The following is a 21,909-nucleotide window of genomic DNA, read 5'->3' as shown; positions in this document are numbered from 1 at the left end:
CCTTGATCTTAAACGCCTTCGTATATTTGACCATAAAAAACACCCCATAAAAGTTGGATTTTTATGTCCAACTTTTATGGGGCAGTTCATGAAAAGGGACCTTATTGGATCTACATTAACGACGATTCATATCATCAAGGTTTTGTTGAACATTCCCAACTGTCTTTTTCGCGTCGCCTTTCAGCTGATCTTTTTTGCCTTCACGTTCTGTTGACTTATCCCCCGTTGCTTTTCCAAGCGCTTCTTTCGCTTTTCCAGCAACTTTATCAACCATACCATCTGCTTTTTTGTTTAACCCACTATCGTTTGACATGTTCATTCCCCCTTATTTTTTTACCGCATAATAGTATGTTCCCAACTGAAACAGATTCAAACCTAAAAAACTCCCCATCGTTTCCGACAGGGAGTTCTCCGTTACTGTGCGACTGATACACCGAGTACTTGTTCGATCCGTTCAAATGCCCAGTCCAATTCTTCTTTCGTAATGACGAGTGGTGGTGCAAAGCGGATAACCGTTTCGTGTGTTTCTTTACAGAGTAATCCTTTTTCTTTTAAAGCTTCACAATACGGACGGGCTGCTTCCGTCAGTTCAACGCCAATAAACAACCCACGACCACGAACATCTTTAATCAACGGATTATCGATCTCTTTGAGACGATTCATGAAGTACGTGCCGAGCTCAAGTGAACGTTCTGGTAGTTTTTCTTCTTCTAATACTTCGAGTGAAGCGACAGAGACGGCACAGGCTAATGGATTTCCACCAAACGTCGAACCGTGCGATCCCGGGTTGAAGACATTTAAGATGTCACGATTCGCCGCGACACATGAAATAGGGAAGACGCCACCACCAAGCGCTTTACCTAAGATATACATATCCGGTACTACGTTATCCCAGTCTGACGCAAACCATTTTCCTGAACGTCCAAGACCTGATTGGATTTCATCCGAGACAAGCAAGACATTATGTTCCTTACACACGTCTTGTGCGTCTTTCAGGAATCCTTCGTACGGAATCAAGATCCCTGCTTCGCCTTGGATCGGCTCGATGATGAACGCTGCTGTATTTTCCGTGATTGCTCCTTTTAATGCTTCTAAATCGCCATATGGAATCGTTTTGATTCCCGGCAAGAGCGGTCCGAAACCACGTCGATACTCTGCTTCCGTTGACATCGAGACAGCCGTCATCGTTCGTCCGTGAAAGTTGCCTTCACAGACGATGATTTCTGCATCTCCCGGAATTTGTTTCACTTCATATGCCCAACGACGCGACGCTTTAACGGCTGTTTCGACCGCTTCTGCCCCTGTATTCATCGGCAAGACCATATCTTTTCCTGTCAGTTGTGCGACCTTCTCATAGAAGAAACCGAGCTGATCATTGTGAAAAGCACGTGACGTCAACGTAATTTTATCGGCTTGGCGTTTTAAGGCATCAATGATTTTTGGATGACGATGTCCTTGGTTTACCGCCGAATAGGCGCTGAGCATGTCCATATACTGTCGACCTTCTGGGTCTTTGACGAAGACACCTTCTGCTTCTGAAATAACGATTGGCAGTGGATGATAGTTGTGAGCCCCGAATTTTTCTGTCTGTGTGATGATTTTCTCTGTTTGATTCATGAATAGTCCCCCTTTTTACTTAGAAAACGCTTTCAAGATGATTATAACAGATTCTACGCGATAATCTTCAATCGAAATACAGGACTTCTTTGCATGAGAATTGAATATATTGGGAATAGACAAGACAAGTGAACCGTCATCTCTGTTAACTAAAAGGAGTGTGCGCCCGTAATGGATCGTCCGATCATCAATTCCTATGAAACTGTCATGCAAGGGTTCCCTTTACCTGCATTCATCTTACGTGTGGATTTAACCGTTCATTCTTGGAACGAAGCTGCTGAATCCTATTGGGGGTGGTCTGCCCAAGAAATCACGGGCCGGCTTGTTCCCCTCCTCGATCAAGAGGATGCCGCCTTTAGTCGACAAATCTGGCAGTCGTTTTTAGAACGACGTCAATCGATGCAACTGCCGAACACGACATTTCTGCATAAATCTGGCGAACAGCTGACGGCAACGTTACTTGTCTCACCACTCTTCGATGAACAAAATGAGGTGATTGGGGCGTTTTTCTGCCAGCTCCCTTCATCGGATCAGCAGACAAATAGTAAACCGCTGTTTCAAGGACTGATGGATTTACGGTATGCCTTTGACCAAATCGCTTGCGTCCTCGTCCTTGATGCACGCGGCACGATTCAATATGCCAATACCAACATGACAGACCTCACCGGTTTTTGTCCGCAGACGTTACTCGACCAACCGTGGACGATGTTGTTGAATTCGTCCGAAGAGGTCCTTTCGACGATCCGCTCACAAATCAAGCAGAAAAAAGCGTGGTCCGGAAAGCTGCCCATCCTGACGAACGGTGATCAAGAAAAAGTCCTTCAAGCCACTCTAATTCCAATCTATGATGTGAACGGCGTCCGTTTCCAGCATATCTTCATCGGTACTGATATCACCGAAACCGAACAGCTAGAGCAGGAACTCGATTTTCTTGTCCATCATCATGAGATGACCCATCTGTTGAATAAACGTGGATTTCTCCGTGAAGGCAATACTTTATTTTCAGAAGCGACAGATCAAACTCCAATCTCGCTCATCTTATTTGATATCGACCGGTTCAAAGTCATCAATGATTCTTTTGGGACCCATGTAGGAGATCAGCTGCTTCAGGCGTTAGCGAAACGCCTTTCACAACATGCTGAACAAAAGTTGACCTTTCACCCGACAAGCGATTTGTTTGGTTTACTGGTGGTGGTCACGGATCGGAATGGTTTGTTCCAGTATGCGCGAAAATTACAACAAGCTCTTCAACGTCCCTACTATATCAATGGTCATTCCTTGATTATTTCGTGTACCTTTGGAATCACCACCTACCCGTCCGAGGCCAAATCGTTAGATGATCTGTATCGCCGTTCGGAAATGGCCTTATATGCCGGAAAAGCTATCGGGACAGGTACGATTCAATACTTGACCCATGAAATGGACGAACAGTTCACACGGAAACTGCAACTGGAACGCTCATTGTTTACAGCACTTGAGGATCACTCTCTCCATTTAGCCTATCAACCGATCATCAATTTAAAAACGAAACAGGTCGACGGATTCGAAGCTTTGCTACGATGGAACCATACCGCTCTCGGCAGCATTCCCCCTGACGAGTTCATTCCTCTAGCTGAAGAAGCTGCTTTGATCACCCCGATCAATAACTGGGTCGTCCTTGAAGCGTGTGAGCAGCTGGCAAAATGGCAAGAACGTATTTCAGATGATTTGACGATGGCGATCAATATCTCTCCGCATCAGTTCCAAAGTGACTCATTCGTTCGGACGTTACAGCATATCGTTGGTCAAAAAAAAATCAATCCACGTTTCGTCACTCTGGAGATGACTGAAAATATCGCCATCCTTCAGACACAACGGACGGTTGAACGGATGCAGTTGATCAAGTCGCTTGGTTTCCGACTTTCGATCGATGATTTCGGAACAGGGTATTCTTCTCTCCAATATTTACGTGCCTTTCCGATTGATGAACTAAAAATCGATAAAGTCTTCATTGATGGAATCGATTCAGGGGAAAACGGTTTACTGGATTCCATCATCCAACTTGGTCGGAATCTGAACTTGAATCTTGTGGCGGAAGGCGTCGAGACGGCAAGTGCACTACGCTACCTAGAAGCAACTGCGTGTCAGCAAATGCAAGGCTTCATTTTCTCAGAACCGTTGTCTGTCACAGAGATTGAAGAGCGGTTTGGTCCGTCGACTCCTGAAATTTGAGCCAATCTTGCGGGTTTTCGGCATAAAAAAATGCTCTCATCCTAGTTGGATGGGAGCATTCTCTTTAGACTTCAGTTAGTCTCTACAGGTTTTTCTTACAATTGAATCTGTCCAACGACCATTCCGTATACGGCAACTGCCGCTAAAAGGACAAGGATACCACTCGCGATCATTTCATAACGCGACATGCCTCCACGTTTTTGTTCACGTTCTGCCATCAGGTAAGCAATGATGCCTGGCGCATAGACAAGCGCTGCGATGACGATATACCAAATACCTGAAGCATAAACAAGCCAAAGTGAATAGAGTGCCGCAATCGTTGAGAAAATCAACATTTTTTGATTACGTTCTGCTTTTGAGAAACGGACACTGTAGATGGCTGACAGTAAATAAGGCAACAAGGCACAGATACCTGCGATACTTGATAACACCAAGTAGGTTTGCGCAGAGAATAAGGCGATTCCTGCAACCAGTTGTGTCGCGATTTGCGTAATCAACAACGCCCCGACTGGAGCCCCTTTCCGGTTCGTCTTCGCAAAGAATTTCGGGAAGGCACCATCTTTTGCGACGAGATAGGAAATCTCAGAGGCAAGGATCGTCCATCCGAGTAAAGCACCTGACAAAGAAATGATCAGACCGATCATGATGAGTGTTGCTCCAAACGGACCGATCGCTGCTTCGAGCACATATGCCATCGTCGGTTCTTGTAATCCGGCCAGTTCTGCTTGACTCAAGACACCTAGTGACAAAACAGAAATCAGGATATAGATGACGAGTACACCGACAAGTCCCATGACTGTCGCCTTTCCGACATCACTCCGTTTTTTCGCACGGGTTGATAAGACGACGGCTCCTTCAATTCCAACAAAGGCCCATAAGGTGACGAGCATCGTTCCTTTGACTTGCGTAAAGATACTTCCTAATTCCGTTCCTTCTCCCCAAAAGTCGAGGTTAAACGTCTTGACGTTAAAGGCGATTGCCACCAATAAAATAAAAATCAAGATTGGAACCAATTTGGCGATCGTCGTAATTAAATTGACGAGTGTCGCTTCCTTGATTCCACTGGAGACGATAAAGAACAATCCCCAGACGACGACAACACTCATTGCCAGTAAAAATACACGATTTTCTGATGAAAAAATCGGGAAAAAGTAACTGAGTGCGTTAAACACCAACGTGATGTTGGCGACTGTCCCGATCCAAGCGGAGACCCAATATCCCCAGGCACTGTTGAAGCCGATAAACCGTCCGAACCCTTCGCGTGCATAGGCGTAGATGCCACCTTCAAGTTCCGGTTTACTGTTCGCAAGGTGTTGAAAAACGAGTGCTAACATGATCATACCGAGACCCGTGATTCCCCAACCGATCAGAATCGGTCCTGCGCTCGCTTTTTGAGCCATCGCTCCAGGAAGATTAAATGCTCCCCCGCCGACCATTGAACCGATGACCATTGCGGCTAATGCGAAAAAGCCAATTTTTTGTTGATTCATTCTCTACACACGTCCTTTAATTCTTGTATATCTATTCATATCAAACGTATATTCATTCGAAAGACACAAAACTCATTATAACAAAATCAGAACCATTGTAAAGAAAGGATTTGGTTATCATGAATTGGATCCATTCGTTCCAACTGGAAGACTTTCTGAAATTGATGATTGCCGCGATATTTGGAATCATCATCGGCTTTGAACGTGAAATCAAAAATAAGCCCGTTGGTATACGTACTAGCCTCGTAATTACCCTGATCAGTTGTCTGTTAACCATCGTTTCCATCAAATCGGTCATTCTCTACAGCACGATTGCCCCGAATGTTCAAATGGATCCGATGCGGCTCGTCGCTCAAGTCGTCGCCGGGATTGGTTTCATTGGTGCTGGCGTGATTTTAAGACGTCCGCATGATATCGTCAGTGGTTTGACGACAGCCGCGATTATATGGGCTGCTAGTGGGATTGGCATCGCAGTCGGCGCCGGTTTTATCATGGAAGCGACGTTTCTAGTCCTCTTCTTATTTTTCTCGTTAGAAGGCATCACCTGGATCATGAAACGATTTAACAATAGTCGCTTCGAAGCGAATGTGATCGTCGCTCATCTCACTTTATCTAAAGAAACCGATGCCCAGACTGTTAAAAAAGCCTTGGAACAAAAAGGGATCCGAATCACTAACATTCGGTTACGCGGTCATCCGCAACAGTTGACATTACGGATGTATTCGCCACATAAACTGACGATTTTCATACTTTATGACTACTTGAAAACACTGGGAATTGAGCATATAGACCTTGATCAGTGAGAATTGTCAGAAAATTTATGTTGCATTTTCATTCGTTTTCACTTAAATTTACATTATGTTCACACTTTTCTGAAATCATTTTAATTTAATCAGGGGGTCATCGTTCACATGAAAAAACAAACAAAAATTGCCTTTGCTGGATTATCTAGCATGGCGCTGCTGGCAGTAGCAGCTTGTGGCCAAAGCAACGAATCAGATGGAAAATCATCCTCATCAAAAGAAAAGAAGCAAGAAGTGACGCTCATCTCAACAACGGATGTTCCACAACTCGATCCAACAAAAACAACAGACTCGACGTCCATCATCGTCACGAACAACGTCTTTGAAGGGTTGTACCGTCTTGATGGAGAAAATAAACCGACTCCTGGTATCGCGGAAAGTGTCGAAGTGTCTGACGATAAAAAAACCTATACATTCAAACTCCGGAAAGATGCAAAATGGTCTGATGGTTCGGCTGTCACGGCTGACGATTTCATCTATTCTTGGAAACGTGCACTCGACCCGAAAACGGGAGCCGAGTATGCCTATATTCTTCAAGATTTAAAAAATGCCAACAAAATCTTAGCGGGTGAAGCTGAACTTGATTCACTTGGTGTCAAGAAGGTTGATGATCAAACACTTGAAGTACAACTGGAAGCTCCAGCCCCTTACTTCCTCGGTTTGACAAGTTTCCCTACTTACTTGCCGCTCAAGCAATCGTTTGTTGAAGAAAAAGGTGATAAGTTCGCGACCAATGTCGAGTCGATGATCTTCAACGGACCCTTCATCCTTGATAATTGGCAATCGAACGCCGGATGGACATACAAAAAGAACCCGGATTACTGGGATAAAGCGAATGTTAAAATGGAAAAAATCGATGTGAAGGTCGTCAAGGAAATTTCGACGGGTGTTAACTTGTTTGAATCCAAAGACGTTGATTTTGCACCTATCACATCCGAGTTCGTCTCACAATACGAACAGTCGGAAGACTATAAAACTCGCCCGGACGCCCGGATCAACTTCCTGCGTTTCAACCAAAAAAATAAATCTCTTAAAAACGAAAATATCCGGAAAGCACTTGCACTTGGTTTTGAAAAACAAGGAATTACAGATGTCATCTTAAATGATGGTTCAAAACCAGCTAACTTCATCGTCGCAAAAGACTTTACGTTCACACCGGATGGAGAAGACTTCCGTACAAAATATCCGGATCTTCAAAGCTTCGATGCAACAGAAGCGAAAAAAGCATGGGATGCCGGTCTCAAAGAACTTGGTGTCAAAACGATTGAAGTCGATATGCTTTCACGTGATGAAGATGCCTTCAAAAAGGTTTCTGAATTCTTAAAAGGTGACCTTGAGAAGAATCTTCCGGGTCTGACGATCAACATCAAACAACAACCGTTCAAAAACTTCCTCGATCTTGAAGCGAAAGGCGATTACGATATCTCAGCTGCCGGCTGGGGACCTGACTACCAGGATCCAATGACGTTCCTCGATATGTGGTTGACGGACGGAAGCTTTAACCGGATGGAGTATTCGAACAAAGAGTTCGACAAAATGATCAAAGAAGCGAAGGCAGAGCCGGATGAAGCGAAACGTTGGTCGACACTCCAAGAAGCAGAGAAAATGCTTTTAGCGGACGATTATGCGATTGCTCCAATCTATCAAAAAGGTGAAGCCTACTTGCAACGTGCAAACATCGATAAATTATACCGTCACCCGTTCGGAGCAGATATGAGCTTCAAGTGGATGGAAGTGAAATAAGAGGATTCCTGCCGGTAATCAAGTTGAACTTGATTACCGGTTTTTCTATACAACAAAGACCCCTTCTGCCGGAGCCGATCGGGGTCTTTACTGTGCGATTTGTTTATAAAACTCGATTTCTTCTCGCTGTCCTTCTTCGACAGCGCGGAAAAATTCTGCAAAAAATGCATACAAGACGGTACGTTCCTGATAGGTCGGACCCGCTTGTCGTATTACTGAAAACGCAAGATTACGCAACTGACGTTTCGTTCGACGGTTCATTGGTAATTCGTGAAATTGATCGATGAAAGAACGATATACATCAGCAATCAACTTTTCATGCCCTTCAAAATATGACTTATCCATTGAATCAATCCTTTCTTATTCTAAAAACTATATTACTTTTTACGAACAAAACGATAAAAAGTTTCAGCTGAACAGCTAATTTCAGTAAGATGATAAGACCTACTATAACAAGGATCAAATAATGATTCAACCGGAAAACTATTAAGAAAAGGTAAAGTCCAGTCGATGATTTGTACTGGACTTTACCTATAGATCAAGCTTGAACGGAAATATGTTGGAACGTTTTAACGTCAAACAAGCCACTATCCGTTAACTTTAAATTCGGGATGACTGGCAAACAGAGGAAGGACATCGTTAAATACGGATTAAACGAACGATCCGCTTCAAGTACATCAAGTGCATCATTGAGTGCTTCGAGTGTATCCCCTACCTCTTGGAAGGGCCGACTGGTCATCAAACCTGCAATCTCAAGTGGTAACTCTGCCAAAACTTCCGTTCCGTTCACTGCGATGACGCCTCCACCGGCTTTGACCAACCGTTCTGCCGCAAGCTTCATCTCTGCATCGGATGTTCCGACAATGACCAAGTTATGGGAATCATGAGCAACCGTCGCAGCAATCGCTCCTCGCTTCATCTTGAATCCTTTGACGATGCCGACCGCTGAAAAATCTGTCGCATGATGACGCTCGATCACTGCAATCTTCAACAAATCCTGTTCCGGAACAGCTAGGAATTTTCCATCCTGAAGCGGTACATCCAAAATCAAATGTTCCGTGACAATACTTTTCGGAATGATTCCGATGACATGTGCCTTCGGTTCCTCTAGGGAAAGTTCAAATAGACGATCCGTGATCGGCTTTGTTTTCAATTCACCACGAAGTGTTGCCGGAACAGGTGTCTTTTCAGACGAAACGGTTGTTTTTCCGTTACGGGCGACAGACTCTCCTTTTACGAAGACTTCGTCGATCACCACTTGATTCGCATCACTCAAAATCACGTAGTCGGCACGACGACCCGGGACGATTGCTCCCCGGTCGTGTAACTGGTAGGCATTAGCCGCATGGAGCGATGCCATCGCATAGGCTGTTTCCCGTTTGATCCCATGACGGATGGCATAACGGATATTATAGTCGATCGTCCCTTCACGTAACGTATCATCCAAATGTTTATCATCCGTACAAAACAGAAAACGGCTGGCATTACTTTCGGTGACGGCATCTAACACTTCTCGAAGATTCCGTGCCGCAGATCCTTCCCGTACTTCGACATACAACCCACGCCGCGCTCGGGCAATCGCTTCTTCTTTACTAACTGATTCATGATCCGTTCGAATACCCGCTACTCCATAAATATTCAGTTCACGGACGCCAAGTCCCGCTGCATGACCATCCACGAGCTTTCCAGCTGCTTCGATCTGTTCGATTTTTTTCAACATATCCGCATCGGCCCGTTCGACGGCCGGATAATCCATGACTTCGCCTAGACCGTGTACCCCTTGGTGGTTCACGAACGGTTCTAACGCCTTGGCGTCTAACGACGCACCAGCGTGCTCAAATGAAGTCGCTGGCACACAACTCGGTAACATCATCCGGACGTCAAGCGACAACCCTTCTGCGTCGTCTAACATGAACTGAAGACCTTCTGCTCCTTTTACGTTTGCAATTTCATGTGGATCGGCAATGATGGTCGTCACACCAAGTGGCAAAATCGCCTGTTCGTATTCACTTGGCGTCACCATCGAAGACTCGATATGAACATGTCCATCGATGAAGCTTGGGGCGATGAACTTTCCTGTTCCATCAATCGTCTCGACCCCTTCGTATCCTTCTCCGACGGCCACGATGTAACCTGAATCGACCGCGACATCTGCCTGATAGGTTTCGCGTGTCATGACATCGATGACTTGAATATTTTGATAAACGACCGCTGCTTTCTCTTTTTTCGCAGCAATCGTGATGAGGCGTGCTCGAACTGTCTGATCCATCCTGTTTCCTCCTGTGGTGAACGGTATTTTTACCATCTTACAATTAGATTGTAAGCAGTTGCAATTTATTTTTCGGCAGGTCAAGATGAAAACGTACATTTAAATGAGAAGGTGAGGAATTCAGCATGAAATATCGTGTAGGTCAACTCGTCCCAAACGTCGATCCCAGTGTCTATATCGCAGACGGAGCTAAAGTCATCGGTGAAGTCCAGATCGGTCAGGATTCGACCGTTTGGTTCAATACCGTCATCCGCGGGGATGAAGGACCGATTACAATCGGGGAACGCGTCAACATTCAGGATGGATCGATGATTCACCAGTATGAAGGATACCCGACCATCATTGAAGATGACGTGACGATCGGACATATGGCGATGATCCATGGGGGCATCATCCGCCAAGGAGCTTTGATCGGTATGTCGGCAACGATTCTTGACGAAGCGGAGATTGGCAGTGGCTCCTTCATCGCGGCAGGCAGTGTCGTCCCTCCAAAGATGGTGGTTCCACCCAATTCGATGGTCATGGGTGTACCGGCTAAGGTCGTCCGTGAAATCAATGACCATGATCGGTTCATCATGGAGCGAACCATCCGAAAGTACGTCAAACGGGGTCAACAATACGCAGCTGATTGTCGAATAATCGAAGAAGATTTGACGACAATGTGAAAACGCTTACAAAGTTCACCTGTTTTTAACAATTTGCCTCTCGTTTGTTTACATCTCTCCCTTACACTAGAAGTGTAGGACAGGATTCGAAACCGAGGGGGATTTGAAATGACACCATTATTCGAAGAACGGTTGATGGCAGATCTATTTTCATCCACAAATAATCCAAGTTACGGTTTGCCGACTTTACCGGAGCAAGAAACAGATTGGTTGACGAAAGAGCTACAAGACCGTATTGTTAATGATGCCGAGCAAAAATCCTTGAGTTTAGGAATAATTCAATCAAGAGAGGAAGAACATGTATGATCCAACAAAGTACAGTTCGCGCTTGGCTCGCTAGTCGAATCAAAAAATAATGATCTAATCCGGATTACCTATTTTCCAAAACGATATAGCGCGTCAGCGCGCATAACAAAGAGCCGAAGCGGATTCCCGCCTCGGCTCTCTTTTCGTTACTTTTTGATTAATCCTTCTTCAATCAAGAAGTCACGTGCCACGTCTTCCGGACGCTCTTTTTCGACATCCGCTTTAAAGTTCAATTCTTGCATCTTTTCATCTGTGATTTTATCCTTCAACAGATTCAGGACTTCCTTCAGTTCCGGATGTTCTTCCAACGTTTCTTGACGCACAATCGGGACTGCATAGTACGGCGGGAAAAATTCTTTATCATCTTCGAGAACGGTCAAATCAAATTTCTTTAACAAACCGTCTGTCGAGAAACTATCGATGACATTCGTTTTCCCGTTCGTCAATGCGGTATAACGAAGTCCCCCATCAACAGGCTGAACATCTTGGAATTTCATATCAGGGTATTTCTCTTTCAATCCGAGGTATCCATCTTCACGGTTCGCGAATTCGATCGTCGATCCGAGAATAAGACGATTGCTGACTGCTGCCATATCGGATACGGTCTTCAAATCGTATTTTTCGACATCTTCTTTTGTCATCGCCAACGCATACGTGTTATTAAAACCAATTGAATCGAGAACATCGACCTGACTTTTCGCCGGGATCATCTTACTTACCTTTTCATAAACGGCTTTTGGATCAGTCTCGACATCCTGTTTCAAGACATCAATCAATAACGTCCCTGTATACTCGACGTAGGCATCAATCTCGCCCGTTTCTAAAGCACCATAGGCAACTTTCGTCCCACCCAGGTTGAGTTGACGTTCGACTTCGAGATCGGTTTTCTCCTCGATCAAGTCTGCTAACATGTTTCCTAAAATCAATTGTTCGGTAAAGTTTTTTGAACCGATGACGATCTTATCCGTTTTTAAGAACGAATACGCGACCGTTCCACCAATCAGCAGGAAAATGATACTCACGATGGCAATTTTCTTCCCGGCCGTCATCGCTTTCCGGCGTTTACGGGCTTTACTTTTGATTCGACCGTCTGCCAGCTGAATTCCGTTTGGTGCGACAGAATATTCGATCCGACTGACGATGAAGTCAATCGCAAGGGCTAAGATACCTGCAGGAATCGCTCCGGCAAGGATTTGATTATTATCGACTGTCTGGATACCCGAGAAGACAAGATAACCAAGTCCACCGGCACCGATAAAGGCAGAAATCGTCATCAGACCAACAGCCGTCACGGCCGAGATCCGAATTCCAGCCATCATGATTGGTAAAGCAAGCGGAATTTGAACCTTTCCTAAAACTTGTCGTTCGGTCAGTCCAATCCCTTTTGCAGCTTCCAACATATCTCCTGGAATACTTGATAAACCTGTATACGTATTTTTGACGATCGGAAGTAAGGAATACAAGACGACCATGATAATGGCTGGTGTTGATCCAATGCCGATAAATGGAATCAAGAATCCAAGTAAAGCAAGACTCGGAACGGCTTGGACGACACTCGTCAAGGCGAGTACGGGTTTTGCAAACCGCTGATACCGTGTAATCAGAATCCCGATTGGAATACCGAGTATGACCGCAATGACGACGGCAAACACAGTTAACTGTAGGTGTTCAAGTAATAAGTCAAAAATCTGACCGGTATTATTTTGCACATAATCTAAAAATCCACTCATTGTACTTCCTCCTCCTGAATGAACTGCTCACTCAAGACGGAAAGTAAGCTACTTCTTGTAATTAATCCACGTAATTGACCCGATTTGTTGGTGACAGGTAAATAACCTGTTTCTTCATGGTTCATGACTTCAAGTACATCAAGCAACGAGTCTTGTTCATCGACGGCGACGAGTTCACCTTCCATGACGTCTTCGATTCGTACTCCCTTGTCAGGTGCAGTTTGAATGTTTTTCAACTTGACGATTCCTTGCAGGATCCGGTCGCGATCCGTAATCAACAGACTGTCGACCTTGCGTCCACGCATGATTTCAATCCCTTGTAATAACGTTCGTTTTCCGCTGATTGAGACAGGATCTTCAATCATGATGTCCTCTGCTTTGATAAACGCCGGGCTGCTCCAAATCTTATTTTTCCCGATAAATGATTCGACGTACTCGTCTTTCGGGTGACGTAAGATTTCTTCCGGTGTATCAAATTGAACAATTTCCCCATCACGCATGATACAAATCCGATCGGCTAACTTAATCGCTTCATCCATATCGTGGGTGACGAATACAATCGTTTTTTTGACTTCTTCTTGGAGGTTGAATAATTCTTCTTGGAGGTCATTTCGTGTGACGGGGTCAAGCGCACTAAACGGTTCATCCATTAAGATGACATCTGGGTCATTCATCAACGCTCGGGCGAAACCAACCCGCTGTTGTTGTCCACCACTCAATTCGCTTGGATAACGATCAATGAATTGTTTTGGATCCAGCCCGACCATTTGAAGCAATTCTTCTGTCCGAAGGTCCATTTGATCATGATCTTTTCCTTCGAGACCGGCAATCAACTGAATGTTTTCCCGAACGGTCATATGTGGAAATAAACCAGTTTGCTGAATGACGTATCCCATATGACGACGTAATTCAATCGTATCCGTTTTCATGATATCTTTCCCGTTCACTAAAATCGTACCTGACGATGGTTCAATCAATCGGTTGATCATTTTAAGGGACGTCGTTTTCCCACAACCACTTGGTCCGATGAAGACAACCAGTTCACCCTCTTTGATTTCGAGGGTCAAGCCTTTTAAGACAACGTTATCTTTAAATTGCTTGCCAACGTTTTTAAATTCAATCATTCATATTCCACTCCTTTTACTATTTCCATATATCATGTTTTCCCTGTTCATTTCATGATTAAACAATTATCTCAGTTTATTCCGTTTGAACCAACAATGATTGGGGAATTATTTCCCTCTTTTTTAGTTTTATTGCTCAAAAAGGGTAATAGATAAGTAGAGACAAGTGAGAGACAGTCATCCTAGAAAAAGGAGGCGAAATACACATGCATACGAAGTGGATTCGAATCATCATGATCGTGCTGATATCGCTTTTTCCTTTCTTCAGTTACGGTTTGACAGCAGATGCAGCAAGTTCGACGTTCGTCACGAAAGGTTCAACGACCAGTAAAGTCGTCGCGTTGACATTTGATGATGGGTCAGACGGTGGGAACATCACAAAAATTTTGAGCATCTTAAAAAGTAACAATGTCAAAGCCACCTTCTTCCTGACGGGTACTGGAGCCAACAACCACCCTCAGCGGATTAAAAACATCGCGACCGCCACCCCCACTCATCAAATCGGAAATCACTCCTACACGCATCCAGACTTCACGAAATTGACCGCCGCACAAATGACGAGCGAACTGTCTAAGACAGAAACGTTAATCAAATCGCTGACCGGTCGAACAACCAAACCAATCTTCCGTGCGCCGTTTGGTGCAAGTAACAGTGCCGTCTTAGCAGCCGTCGGAAATGCCGGTTATACAAAAACGATTCAGTGGAACATTGATACGACAGACTGGAAAGGTATCAGTTCAAGCGCTATTTTGGCGCGTGTCGTCCCCAATGTCGTCCCGGGTTCAATCGTTCTGATGCATACTGGTGCCGGTGCCCCCGGAACACCTGTTGCCCTACCTTCGATGATTTCACAACTCAAAGCCAAAGGGTATAAATTCGTCACGATTTCAGAATTGCTGAAACTGCCTCCAAGTGGCAGTAAAACCTACACCGTCAAATCGGGCGATACCCTTTACAAAATCGCTAACCTCTACAATGTCAGCGTCGCAGCTCTCGCCAAAGCAAACAATATCACGAACTATAATTTGATCAACGTTGGTCAAGTTCTTGTCATTCCGGGAACGACACCTCCGCCTGCGACCGTCACTTATACGGTCAAAGCAGGAGATACGTTATATTCGATCGCAACGAAATATGGTGTCACCGTCACCGCTCTCGCCAGTGCCAACAAAATCACCAATGTCAATTTGATTTCGGTGGGACAAGTCCTCGTCATTCCGAAGTAACCAAAAACACCTTCGTCCGTTGAAGACGAAGGTGTTTTTTAGTTTTAAGAGGATGGAATGTTTTCCAGTCCGAGATCACACTGGATCAAATCGGCATAGGTCTGTCGACGAACAACTTCGCGGGACTCTCCTTTGTTGACGAAGACGACGGCCGGTCGTAAAAATTGATTGTAGTTGCTTGCCATCGAATAGTTGTAGGCACCCGTCCCAAAGACAGCCAGTGTATCGCCACTGACCGGATCTGCCACGTTCGCCGACTCGGCAACCAGATCACCGGACTCGCAAGCTGCACCCACGACCGTCACATGTCGTGTTTCTCCTTTGATTCGATTGGCGATGACGGTTTCATACACGGCCCCGTATAAAGCAGGACGGATATTGTCGGCCATACCGCCATCAACTGACAGGTACGTTCTGACACCCTGCACTTCCTTGATCGCCCCGACCGTGTAAAGCGTCGTTCCGGCATTAGCCACAACCCAACGACCTGGTTCGATGCCGATTCGTGGTCGGTCGATTGCAAGACGTGTCGTCTCGACGTCGATGATGGTCATGACCCGCTCGATCGTTTGTTCAAAATCAAGCGGCTGATCGTCTTGCGTATAGGCAATCCCAAAACCACCGCCGAGATTGACTTCGCTTGCGACGAAGGACGTCCGCTCCCGGATCGTTTCGACAAACCCCATCATCGTCCGCGCCGTCCGTTCAAACAGTTCGATCTCTTGAATTTGTGAACCGACGTGACAATGAATACCAAGCAAGACTAAGTGTTCGGATGCAAGAATCGCTTCGATCGCTTCAAGATACGAATCATCATGCGTCGAGAAACCGAACTTCGTATCGACACCGCCGGTCTGAATTTTCGTGTGCGCACCGCCAATGACTTGCGGTACAATCCGAATCAATACCTGAACGGTTTGACAGGCATCTGCCGCAATTTGATTGAGTTGGGCGATCTCTCCATAATGATCGATAACAATCTTCCCGACTCCCTCATCCACGGCATACCGTAAATCTTGTGTCGATTTGTTCGAGCCATGGAAGTAGATTCGTTCCGCCGGCACACCCGCTTTACGGGCAATATATAGTTCACCGCCAGTGACGACATCAATGCCGAGACCATGCTTTACGACTTGCTGGTACACCGCACCAATCGTCAACGCTTTGGAAGCAAACGAGGCATACGTGTTCGGATATTTCTCTAAAAAGGCATCCCGTACGGTCACCAGACGGTCTGTCAATTCACGTTCTGCCATGACATAAAGCGGTGTCCCGTATTGTTTTGCAAGCGCCGTTGCCGCCACACCATCGATTTGTAATTCATTCTCTTGTTCCGTCAAATATTGGCTTCCGTACATCTGGATTCCCCCTTATAAATAACGATGTGTCAAACGCCATGAGCGGGCACACATCTGTTCCGAATTGTTGGCTGTCCCGGTCCGGGTAATATCATCGATTTCGATGCCGTCCCCATAGAGCACAACCTTGTCACCGATTTGAACCGTTGAATCGATGGCGATGAACGTATGACTCATGAACAATTTGCTGATGATCGGATATCTTTTCCCGTTGATGATGACTGGAAGCGATGAGCGTCCGCGGACAACCCCATCTCCATATCCAACCGGCAGAACGGCGACACGAATCGTTTCTGGCGCCGTATAAGACGTACCATATCCGACGTGTTCCCCTGCTTCCACTTGACGAATCTCAACGACTTCCGTCGTCATCCGGAGTGAAGGAATCAACCAATCCATTTTTTCAATCGGTGAGTAACCAAACAAGAAAATACCAGGACGGACATAATTACAAAATGCGAGCCGTGGATCATGTTTGACGATCGTTGCACTGTTTTCTGCATGAATGTAAGGGAACGATTGTTTTGTTCGTAACACATCGGTGATTTCTAAAAACCGTTCGACTTGACCATCGTGATCGGCCCCCGGTTCATCCGCCAGTGGAAAATGTGTATAGAGACCTGTCAACGCAAGATCTTGTTCGCGTACTGTCTCAAGCACTGATAACGCTTCTTGAAGCGAACTGACACCAAAACGGTTCATCCCGACATTCACTTTGAGATGGAGTTCGATTCCCGACAAATCAGCCTGATGACGTGTCAGCCAATCGAGCGAAGGAATTCCAAGGGCAACACCGTGCAGGCGGACTTCTTTGAAGTGCGACGCCGGATTCATCGCCAGTACATAACTGTCTGGAAAATTCGTTTTAATTTCAATTGCTTCGTAGACTTCCGCGACGGCAAAATGACGAACACCGGCTTCCATCAATGTGGCGACCATTTCAATCATCCCTAGATTATAGGCATTATTTTTGACCACGGCAAAAATCTGCTTATTGGACCGGGCGAAAACCGATGCGACATTTCGTCGCACCGCTTCCCGATCGATTGTAACGATTGTTCTTGAACTCATTCTGCGATGGCTGGCGTCACGTAAGTCAACCACGATGCATATTGTGGCAATTGACCCGAGACGGTTTGACGGTAGAGATCAAGTAATTCATCCGCGACAGCCCGTGTTCCGCCGTTGATGACGATATGATCAATTTCACCGACACTTGTGATTTCTGCAGCCGTTCCTGTTAAGAAGATTTCATCCGCAACATACAACTCATCCCGACCGATATGACGTTCGACGACAGGATATCCCTGATCTTGTGCAAGACGCATGACCACTTGACGCGTGATGCCATCAAGAACCGAACAATCGAGCGATGGTGTATAGATCGTTCCGTTTTTCAACATAAACAAGTTCGCGACACTCGCTTCACTGACGTTTCCGTTCATATCGAGGGCAATCGCTTCATCAAATCCATCACGAAGTGCTTCTCCTTTTAAGAGTTGCGAGTTCATATAGTTGGCAGCTGCTTTTGCTTGCATCGGCATCATTGTCGATGAAACGCGGCGGTATGAAGCGACTTTCGCCCGGATGCCAACACCTTTATCAAAGTATTCACCGAGTTCCCAGCAAGAAATTCCGACGTGGACCGTCGTATCTTTAGCCATCAATGCTTGCCACGGTGTACCGAGGAAAACAAATGGACGAATGTAACAAGATTCAAAGCCGTTTTTGGCGACAAGATCAATCGTCGCTTGGACAAGTTCTTCCACTGTATAAGGAATCGTCACATGATAAAACGCGCAACTGCGGAACAGACGTTCAATATGTTCCGTCAATTGGAAAATCGCCGGACCATCCGGTGTCGCATACGCACGGATGCCTTCGAAGAATCCGCTTCCGTAATGAATCGCATGGGACATGACGCTCGTAGTTGCCTCTTTTGGATCATGAAAAACCCCGTCTAACCAAATTGCTTCTCCATACTGTGTATCCACTGCCATGTGTTTTCCTCCTCTTCGACGTCAATCAGAGTGAACGTAAATCATCCACCAGTTGCGTCTTCTCTGCTGTTTTTGCATCTTTCTGTTTGATGACACGTGCTGGCGTACCAGCCACTACGCTGCCGGCAGGGACGTCTTCTGTGACGACACTGCCTGCTGCGACGACCGCATCTTTTCCGACACGAACACCTTCTAAGATGACGGCATTCGCTCCGATTAAGACACCGTCTTCAATGATGACCGGTGTTTTCGAAGGTGGTTCAAGGACCCCTGCGACCACGGCGCCGGCACCGACATGAACGTTTTTACCAATCGTCCCGCGTGCACCGACGACAGCGTTCATATCTATCATTGTACCATCTCCGATTGATGCACCGATATTAATGATTGCACCCATCATGATGACCGCGTTATCGCCGATGACGACATGATCCCGAATCCATGCACCTGGTTCGATCCGGGCATTCAAATGGCGTGTATCGAGCATCGGCACGGCACTGTTGCGACGGTCATATTCGACGTGCACCTCAGTAATCCGGTCTGCATTCTCTTCTAAGAATGTCGAAGCAAGTCCTGCATCGGCGAAGAAAATTTTCGATTGATCCGTTCCGAAGGCTGTTGCACCTTCAATCGTCAGTCCTGCCAGGTCCCCGTTGACATACAGTTTGACCGGTGTTTGTTTTTTAGCATCTTTAATGAATTTCGCAATTTCATAAGCATCAGTTAATAACATGTGAATCCTCCTGTGTGTAAAGCGTCTCCAGTGTATAGAGTCCCGCTGATTTTTGAATGAGCGCTTCCGCCGCTTTGATGGCACCTGAAGCAAAAACTTTTTTTGATAACGCCGTGTGTTTGATTTCAATCAATTCATCGACGCCGGCGAATAATACTTCATGTTCCCCGAAGATCGTTCCGCCACGCATCGAGTGCATCCCAATTTCGTTTGCTTCCCGCTTCTCGCGTGTCGATTCCCGTTCGTAGACCGGTTTGACATCCCGCAGGTCTTGTATCGTCCGCAACAACAGTTCCGCTGTCCCGCTTGGTGCATCGACTTTTTGATTATGGTGTTTCTCAAGCAGTTCGATGTCGAATGCTCCGGCGAGCGGCACCAGTGTCTTTAACAACTGTTGCATCATCGCAATCCCAAACGACATGTTATACGATTGGAAAATTGGAATCTGTTTTGAGGCGTCGCGAATCGTCTGCAATTCCGCTTCCGAGAAACCGGTCGTCGCGATGACGAGTGGTGTTTTCGTCTTCAGACCGTATTCCAGTAAGTCCGGCAACAAACTTGGATGCGAAAAGTCAATGATTGCATCGACTGATTCCTCTAGCTCTGCGAGCGTTCCGTATGAGGGAACATCTGCAGCGGTCTTTGTTTTATCAATTACCGCAACGACCGCGTCCGGTGCCAGTTCATGGACGTAATGTCCCGTTGCGCCGTATCCGTGAATGGCAAGTTTCATCCAACCACTCCTTTATAACTTCGCATCGTCTCAATCAAGTGAGCATGTCCCGCATCCGACTGACGGACGAGCGGCAGACGAGGTGCTCCAACGGCAATTCCGATTTCTTCAAGAGCTGCTTTGACCGGGATCGGATTGACATCGCTGAACAAGGCGGAAATGACGGGCATCAGATCACTCTGGAGGCGACGAGCCGTTTCGTAATCATTTTCGAGCAAGGCTTCTGCAAGTGCCTGCGTTTCCGCTGGGTATGGATTCGACAAGACGGAAATCACACCTTGTGCCCCCCATGCCATGTACGGCAGGATCTGGTCGTCATTGCCACAGAAAACAGCAAAGTCTTTTGGTAAGGCCGTCATCAGTTCTCCCATGAAACTGACATCCCCACTCGCTTCTTTGAACGCTTGGATGTTTCGGTGTTTCGATAACGTCACTGCCGTCTCGACAGCAATTGCGACACCTGTTCGGGACGGGACGTTATATAACATGATCGGTAGGTCAACAGCATCGGCAACAGCCGTAAAGTGAGCCACGAGCCCTGCTTGCGACGTCTTATTGTAATAAGGTGTCACGAGCATCGCCGCATCTGCTCCGAGGCGTGCCGCTGTTTGTGTTTTTTCAATCGTTTGAGCCGTATTGTTCGTCCCTGTTCCGGCAATGACCGGGACACGTCCAGCTGTCACACGGACAGCCGTCGTCAGCAACGTCTCAAATTCTGTGTTCGTCAGCGTCGATCCTTCTCCTGTCGTCCCACCGACGACAAGTGCTTGAATGTTTGCTGCGAGTTGCTGTTCGATCAGTTGTTCAAATACCGTTAAGTCCAGTTCACCCGTTGATGTGAACGGTGTGGCGAGTGCTGTTCCTGCTCCTCTAAACATATCAGGTTCCTCCTCGGTTTTTTAAGAATGGATTGAACTTTCGAGCGCTTGGCGCGCCACTTGGACAGCGTTCGATGCAGCACCTTTCCGGATGTTATCGGCAACACACCAAATATGGAACGTATTCGGGAAACTTTGATCCTGACGAATCCGTCCGACATAGACATCATCTGTTCCACTCGCGTCAAGCGGCATCGGGTATTGATTTTGACTGACATCGTCGACAAGGACGACACCTGGTGCGTCAATCAATGCAGCGCGAATCGCTTCAACTGTCGTCTCCTGCTCGAACGTCACGTTGATCGCAACCGAGTGGGCATTCGTGACCGGTACGCGGACACATGTCGCACTGACCGGCAACTCCGGCAACTGAAAGATTTTTCGTGTTTCATCGATCATTTTTTGTTCTTCTTTTGTATAACCGTCCGGTAAAAACACATCGATATGCGGCAAGATATTATCAAAAATCGGATGCGGATAATTGACCGGTTCTTCACCACGACTTCCCCGTGCTAAATCTTCGATCCCTTTTTGTCCCGAACCGGACACGGCTTGATACGTCGTATAGTTGACGCGTTTCAGTCCAAATTGTTGTAACGGCGCCAGGGCGACGACGGATTGAATGGTCGAACAGTTCGGATTTGCAATCAGCCGGTTTTTCGGTCCGATCGCTTCGGGGTTCACTTCCGGAACGACAAGCGGGATACCGGCTTGCATCCGGAAAGCACTTGAATTATCAACGACGAGTGTCCCTGCGTTCGCAAGTAACGGTGCATACTGTTCACTGATTGTTCCCCCCGCTGCGAACAAGGCAACATCGATTCCGTCATCTGTAATCTGCTCCGACAAGGCTTGAATCATGATGTCTTGTCCTTTAAATTGAACCGTTTTGCCTGCGGAACGCGCGGACGCATAGGCTGAAATCTGACGAACTGGAAAATCGAGTTCGGCCAAGACTTGTAACATTTTTTGTCCGACAGCGCCCGTTGCGCCAATGACTGCTACATGATACATCTCATTTCC

20 protein-coding genes are annotated in these 21,909 nt (G+C 46.3%); 6 read left to right on the top strand and 14 right to left on the bottom strand.

The features are described 5' to 3' along the window. Positions 1-115: 115 nt before the first annotated feature. On the bottom strand, positions 116-313 hold the full coding sequence (locus KNQ13_RS06970; RefSeq protein WP_014969515.1) for a CsbD family protein: 198 nt from the start codon (positions 311-313) through the stop codon (positions 116-118). Positions 314-414: 101 nt separating this feature from the next. Next, complete coding sequence (locus KNQ13_RS06965; RefSeq protein ID WP_026830870.1) at positions 415-1,617, bottom strand: ornithine--oxo-acid transaminase; 1,203 nt, start codon at positions 1,615-1,617, stop codon at positions 415-417. Between the two features lie 171 nt (positions 1,618-1,788). Here KNQ13_RS06965 and KNQ13_RS06960 point away from each other — a divergent pair, with 171 nt between their 5' ends. Next, on the top strand, positions 1,789-3,828 hold the full coding sequence (locus tag KNQ13_RS06960) for a sensor domain-containing protein (protein ID WP_026830869.1): 2,040 nt from the start codon (positions 1,789-1,791) through the stop codon (positions 3,826-3,828). A 95-nt stretch (positions 3,829-3,923) separates the two neighbouring features. On the opposite strand, the gene KNQ13_RS06955 is transcribed toward KNQ13_RS06960, so the two are convergent. Next, complete coding sequence (locus tag KNQ13_RS06955) at positions 3,924-5,318, bottom strand: basic amino acid/polyamine antiporter (protein WP_014969512.1); 1,395 nt, start codon at positions 5,316-5,318, stop codon at positions 3,924-3,926. A gap of 119 nt (positions 5,319-5,437) precedes the next feature. Here KNQ13_RS06955 and KNQ13_RS06950 point away from each other — a divergent pair, with 119 nt between their 5' ends. Continuing rightward, positions 5,438-6,121: an MgtC/SapB family protein gene (locus KNQ13_RS06950; RefSeq protein ID WP_014969511.1), complete on the top strand. Its 684-nt coding sequence runs from the start codon at positions 5,438-5,440 to the stop codon at positions 6,119-6,121. 108 nt (positions 6,122-6,229) lie between these two features. After that, complete coding sequence (locus KNQ13_RS06945; RefSeq protein ID WP_209548215.1) at positions 6,230-7,864, top strand: peptide ABC transporter substrate-binding protein; 1,635 nt, start codon at positions 6,230-6,232, stop codon at positions 7,862-7,864. 87 nt (positions 7,865-7,951) lie between these two features. Here the strand turns inward: KNQ13_RS06945 and KNQ13_RS06940 are convergent, their stop codons facing one another. Together KNQ13_RS06940 and ade are read right to left on the bottom strand one after the other, a co-directional pair. Continuing rightward, on the bottom strand, positions 7,952-8,209 hold the full coding sequence (locus tag KNQ13_RS06940) for a hypothetical protein (protein WP_014969509.1): 258 nt from the start codon (positions 8,207-8,209) through the stop codon (positions 7,952-7,954). A gap of 193 nt (positions 8,210-8,402) precedes the next feature. Continuing rightward, positions 8,403-10,133, bottom strand: a complete 1,731-nt coding sequence (gene ade, locus KNQ13_RS06935) for an adenine deaminase (protein WP_026830867.1) — start codon at positions 10,131-10,133, stop codon at positions 8,403-8,405. Positions 10,134-10,258: 125 nt separating this feature from the next. Between ade and KNQ13_RS06930 the strand changes: the two genes are divergently transcribed. Further along, positions 10,259-10,798, top strand: a complete 540-nt coding sequence (locus KNQ13_RS06930; protein ID WP_014969507.1) for a gamma carbonic anhydrase family protein — start codon at positions 10,259-10,261, stop codon at positions 10,796-10,798. A 108-nt stretch (positions 10,799-10,906) separates the two neighbouring features. Further along, positions 10,907-11,104, top strand: a complete 198-nt coding sequence (locus tag KNQ13_RS06925; RefSeq protein WP_014969506.1) for a hypothetical protein — start codon at positions 10,907-10,909, stop codon at positions 11,102-11,104. A gap of 146 nt (positions 11,105-11,250) precedes the next feature. Here the strand turns inward: KNQ13_RS06925 and KNQ13_RS06920 are convergent, their stop codons facing one another. Together KNQ13_RS06920 and KNQ13_RS06915 are read right to left on the bottom strand one after the other, a co-directional pair. Further along, positions 11,251-12,834 carry an ABC transporter permease/substrate-binding protein gene (locus tag KNQ13_RS06920; RefSeq protein WP_014969505.1) on the bottom strand — a complete coding sequence of 528 codons (1,584 nt, stop codon included), beginning with the start codon at positions 12,832-12,834 and terminating at the stop codon, positions 11,251-11,253. Further along, complete coding sequence (locus KNQ13_RS06915; RefSeq protein ID WP_026830866.1) at positions 12,831-13,958, bottom strand: ABC transporter ATP-binding protein; 1,128 nt, start codon at positions 13,956-13,958, stop codon at positions 12,831-12,833. Before KNQ13_RS06915 ends, KNQ13_RS06920 begins: the two co-directional genes overlap by 4 nt. A gap of 206 nt (positions 13,959-14,164) precedes the next feature. On the opposite strand from KNQ13_RS06915, the gene KNQ13_RS06910 reads away from it, so the two are divergent. Further along, positions 14,165-15,184 (top strand): LysM peptidoglycan-binding domain-containing protein, encoded by a 1,020-nt coding sequence (locus tag KNQ13_RS06910; protein WP_026830865.1) that lies wholly within the window; start codon positions 14,165-14,167, stop codon positions 15,182-15,184. A 44-nt stretch (positions 15,185-15,228) separates the two neighbouring features. On the opposite strand, the gene lysA is transcribed toward KNQ13_RS06910, so the two are convergent. Genes lysA through KNQ13_RS06875 form a run of 7 tightly spaced genes read right to left on the bottom strand, consistent with a single transcriptional unit; the run spans position 15,229 to position 21,900 of the window. Then, entirely contained in the window at positions 15,229-16,542 is a 1,314-nt protein-coding gene (lysA, locus tag KNQ13_RS06905; RefSeq protein WP_209548214.1) for a diaminopimelate decarboxylase, read from the bottom strand. 12 nt (positions 16,543-16,554) lie between these two features. After that, positions 16,555-17,613, bottom strand: coding sequence for an alanine racemase (gene alr / locus KNQ13_RS06900; RefSeq protein WP_026830863.1), 1,059 nt, complete (start codon positions 17,611-17,613; stop codon positions 16,555-16,557). Next, the gene (locus tag KNQ13_RS06895) at positions 17,610-18,542 is read right to left on the bottom strand and encodes a branched-chain amino acid transaminase (RefSeq protein WP_014969500.1); all 933 of its coding nucleotides are present in this window, start codon (positions 18,540-18,542) and stop codon (positions 17,610-17,612) included. The genes alr and KNQ13_RS06895 overlap by 4 nt, the downstream gene beginning before the upstream one ends. 25 nt (positions 18,543-18,567) lie before the next feature. Continuing rightward, positions 18,568-19,275 (bottom strand): 2,3,4,5-tetrahydropyridine-2,6-dicarboxylate N-acetyltransferase, encoded by a 708-nt coding sequence (dapD, locus tag KNQ13_RS06890; protein WP_014969499.1) that lies wholly within the window; start codon positions 19,273-19,275, stop codon positions 18,568-18,570. Then, the gene (gene dapB, locus KNQ13_RS06885) at positions 19,262-20,008 is read right to left on the bottom strand and encodes a 4-hydroxy-tetrahydrodipicolinate reductase (RefSeq protein ID WP_014969498.1); all 747 of its coding nucleotides are present in this window, start codon (positions 20,006-20,008) and stop codon (positions 19,262-19,264) included. The genes dapD and dapB overlap by 14 nt, the downstream gene beginning before the upstream one ends. Next, positions 20,005-20,886, bottom strand: coding sequence for a 4-hydroxy-tetrahydrodipicolinate synthase (gene dapA, locus KNQ13_RS06880; RefSeq protein WP_014969497.1), 882 nt, complete (start codon positions 20,884-20,886; stop codon positions 20,005-20,007). Before dapA ends, dapB begins: the two co-directional genes overlap by 4 nt. 21 nt (positions 20,887-20,907) lie before the next feature. Beyond that, a complete protein-coding gene (locus KNQ13_RS06875) occupies positions 20,908-21,900 on the bottom strand; it encodes an aspartate-semialdehyde dehydrogenase (RefSeq protein ID WP_026830862.1) in 993 nt (330 codons plus the stop codon). Between the last annotated feature and the right edge of the window lie 9 nt (positions 21,901-21,909).

Source organism: Exiguobacterium sp. s128 (assembly GCF_018618815.1).
Classification (GTDB): Bacteria; Bacillota; Bacilli; order Exiguobacteriales; family Exiguobacteriaceae; genus Exiguobacterium_A; species Exiguobacterium_A antarcticum.
The sequence above is the reverse complement of the archived record's forward strand: the minus strand, read 5'-3'. Positions and strand labels throughout refer to the sequence as shown.

What these genes read in the sequence shown, in the direction of transcription:
- KNQ13_RS06945 (WP_209548215.1), top strand. Translation starts at nt 6,230, where the DNA reads ATGAAAAAACAAACAAAAATTGCCTTTGCTGGATTATCTAGCATGGCG.
- KNQ13_RS06915 (WP_026830866.1), bottom strand. Translation starts at nt 13,958, where the DNA reads ATGATTGAATTTAAAAACGTTGGCAAGCAATTTAAAGATAACGTTGTC.
- KNQ13_RS06965 (WP_026830870.1), bottom strand. Translation starts at nt 1,617, where the DNA reads ATGAATCAAACAGAGAAAATCATCACACAGACAGAAAAATTCGGGGCT.
- dapD (WP_014969499.1), bottom strand. Translation starts at nt 19,275, where the DNA reads ATGTTATTAACTGATGCTTATGAAATTGCGAAATTCATTAAAGATGCT.
- KNQ13_RS06925 (WP_014969506.1), top strand. Translation starts at nt 10,907, where the DNA reads ATGACACCATTATTCGAAGAACGGTTGATGGCAGATCTATTTTCATCC.
- KNQ13_RS06970 (WP_014969515.1), bottom strand. Translation starts at nt 313, where the DNA reads ATGTCAAACGATAGTGGGTTAAACAAAAAAGCAGATGGTATGGTTGAT.
- KNQ13_RS06960 (WP_026830869.1), top strand. Translation starts at nt 1,789, where the DNA reads ATGGATCGTCCGATCATCAATTCCTATGAAACTGTCATGCAAGGGTTC.
- dapB (WP_014969498.1), bottom strand. Translation starts at nt 20,008, where the DNA reads ATGAAACTTGCCATTCACGGATACGGCGCAACGGGACATTACGTCCAT.
- ade (WP_026830867.1), bottom strand. Translation starts at nt 10,133, where the DNA reads ATGGATCAGACAGTTCGAGCACGCCTCATCACGATTGCTGCGAAAAAA.
- KNQ13_RS06930 (WP_014969507.1), top strand. Translation starts at nt 10,259, where the DNA reads ATGAAATATCGTGTAGGTCAACTCGTCCCAAACGTCGATCCCAGTGTC.
- KNQ13_RS06910 (WP_026830865.1), top strand. Translation starts at nt 14,165, where the DNA reads ATGCATACGAAGTGGATTCGAATCATCATGATCGTGCTGATATCGCTT.
- KNQ13_RS06950 (WP_014969511.1), top strand. Translation starts at nt 5,438, where the DNA reads ATGAATTGGATCCATTCGTTCCAACTGGAAGACTTTCTGAAATTGATG.
- KNQ13_RS06895 (WP_014969500.1), bottom strand. Translation starts at nt 18,542, where the DNA reads ATGGCAGTGGATACACAGTATGGAGAAGCAATTTGGTTAGACGGGGTT.
- alr (WP_026830863.1), bottom strand. Translation starts at nt 17,613, where the DNA reads ATGAGTTCAAGAACAATCGTTACAATCGATCGGGAAGCGGTGCGACGA.
- KNQ13_RS06940 (WP_014969509.1), bottom strand. Translation starts at nt 8,209, where the DNA reads ATGGATAAGTCATATTTTGAAGGGCATGAAAAGTTGATTGCTGATGTA.
- KNQ13_RS06920 (WP_014969505.1), bottom strand. Translation starts at nt 12,834, where the DNA reads ATGAGTGGATTTTTAGATTATGTGCAAAATAATACCGGTCAGATTTTT.
- dapA (WP_014969497.1), bottom strand. Translation starts at nt 20,886, where the DNA reads ATGTTTAGAGGAGCAGGAACAGCACTCGCCACACCGTTCACATCAACG.
- lysA (WP_209548214.1), bottom strand. Translation starts at nt 16,542, where the DNA reads ATGTACGGAAGCCAATATTTGACGGAACAAGAGAATGAATTACAAATC.
- KNQ13_RS06955 (WP_014969512.1), bottom strand. Translation starts at nt 5,318, where the DNA reads ATGAATCAACAAAAAATTGGCTTTTTCGCATTAGCCGCAATGGTCATC.
- KNQ13_RS06875 (WP_026830862.1), bottom strand. Translation starts at nt 21,900, where the DNA reads ATGTATCATGTAGCAGTCATTGGCGCAACGGGCGCTGTCGGACAAAAA.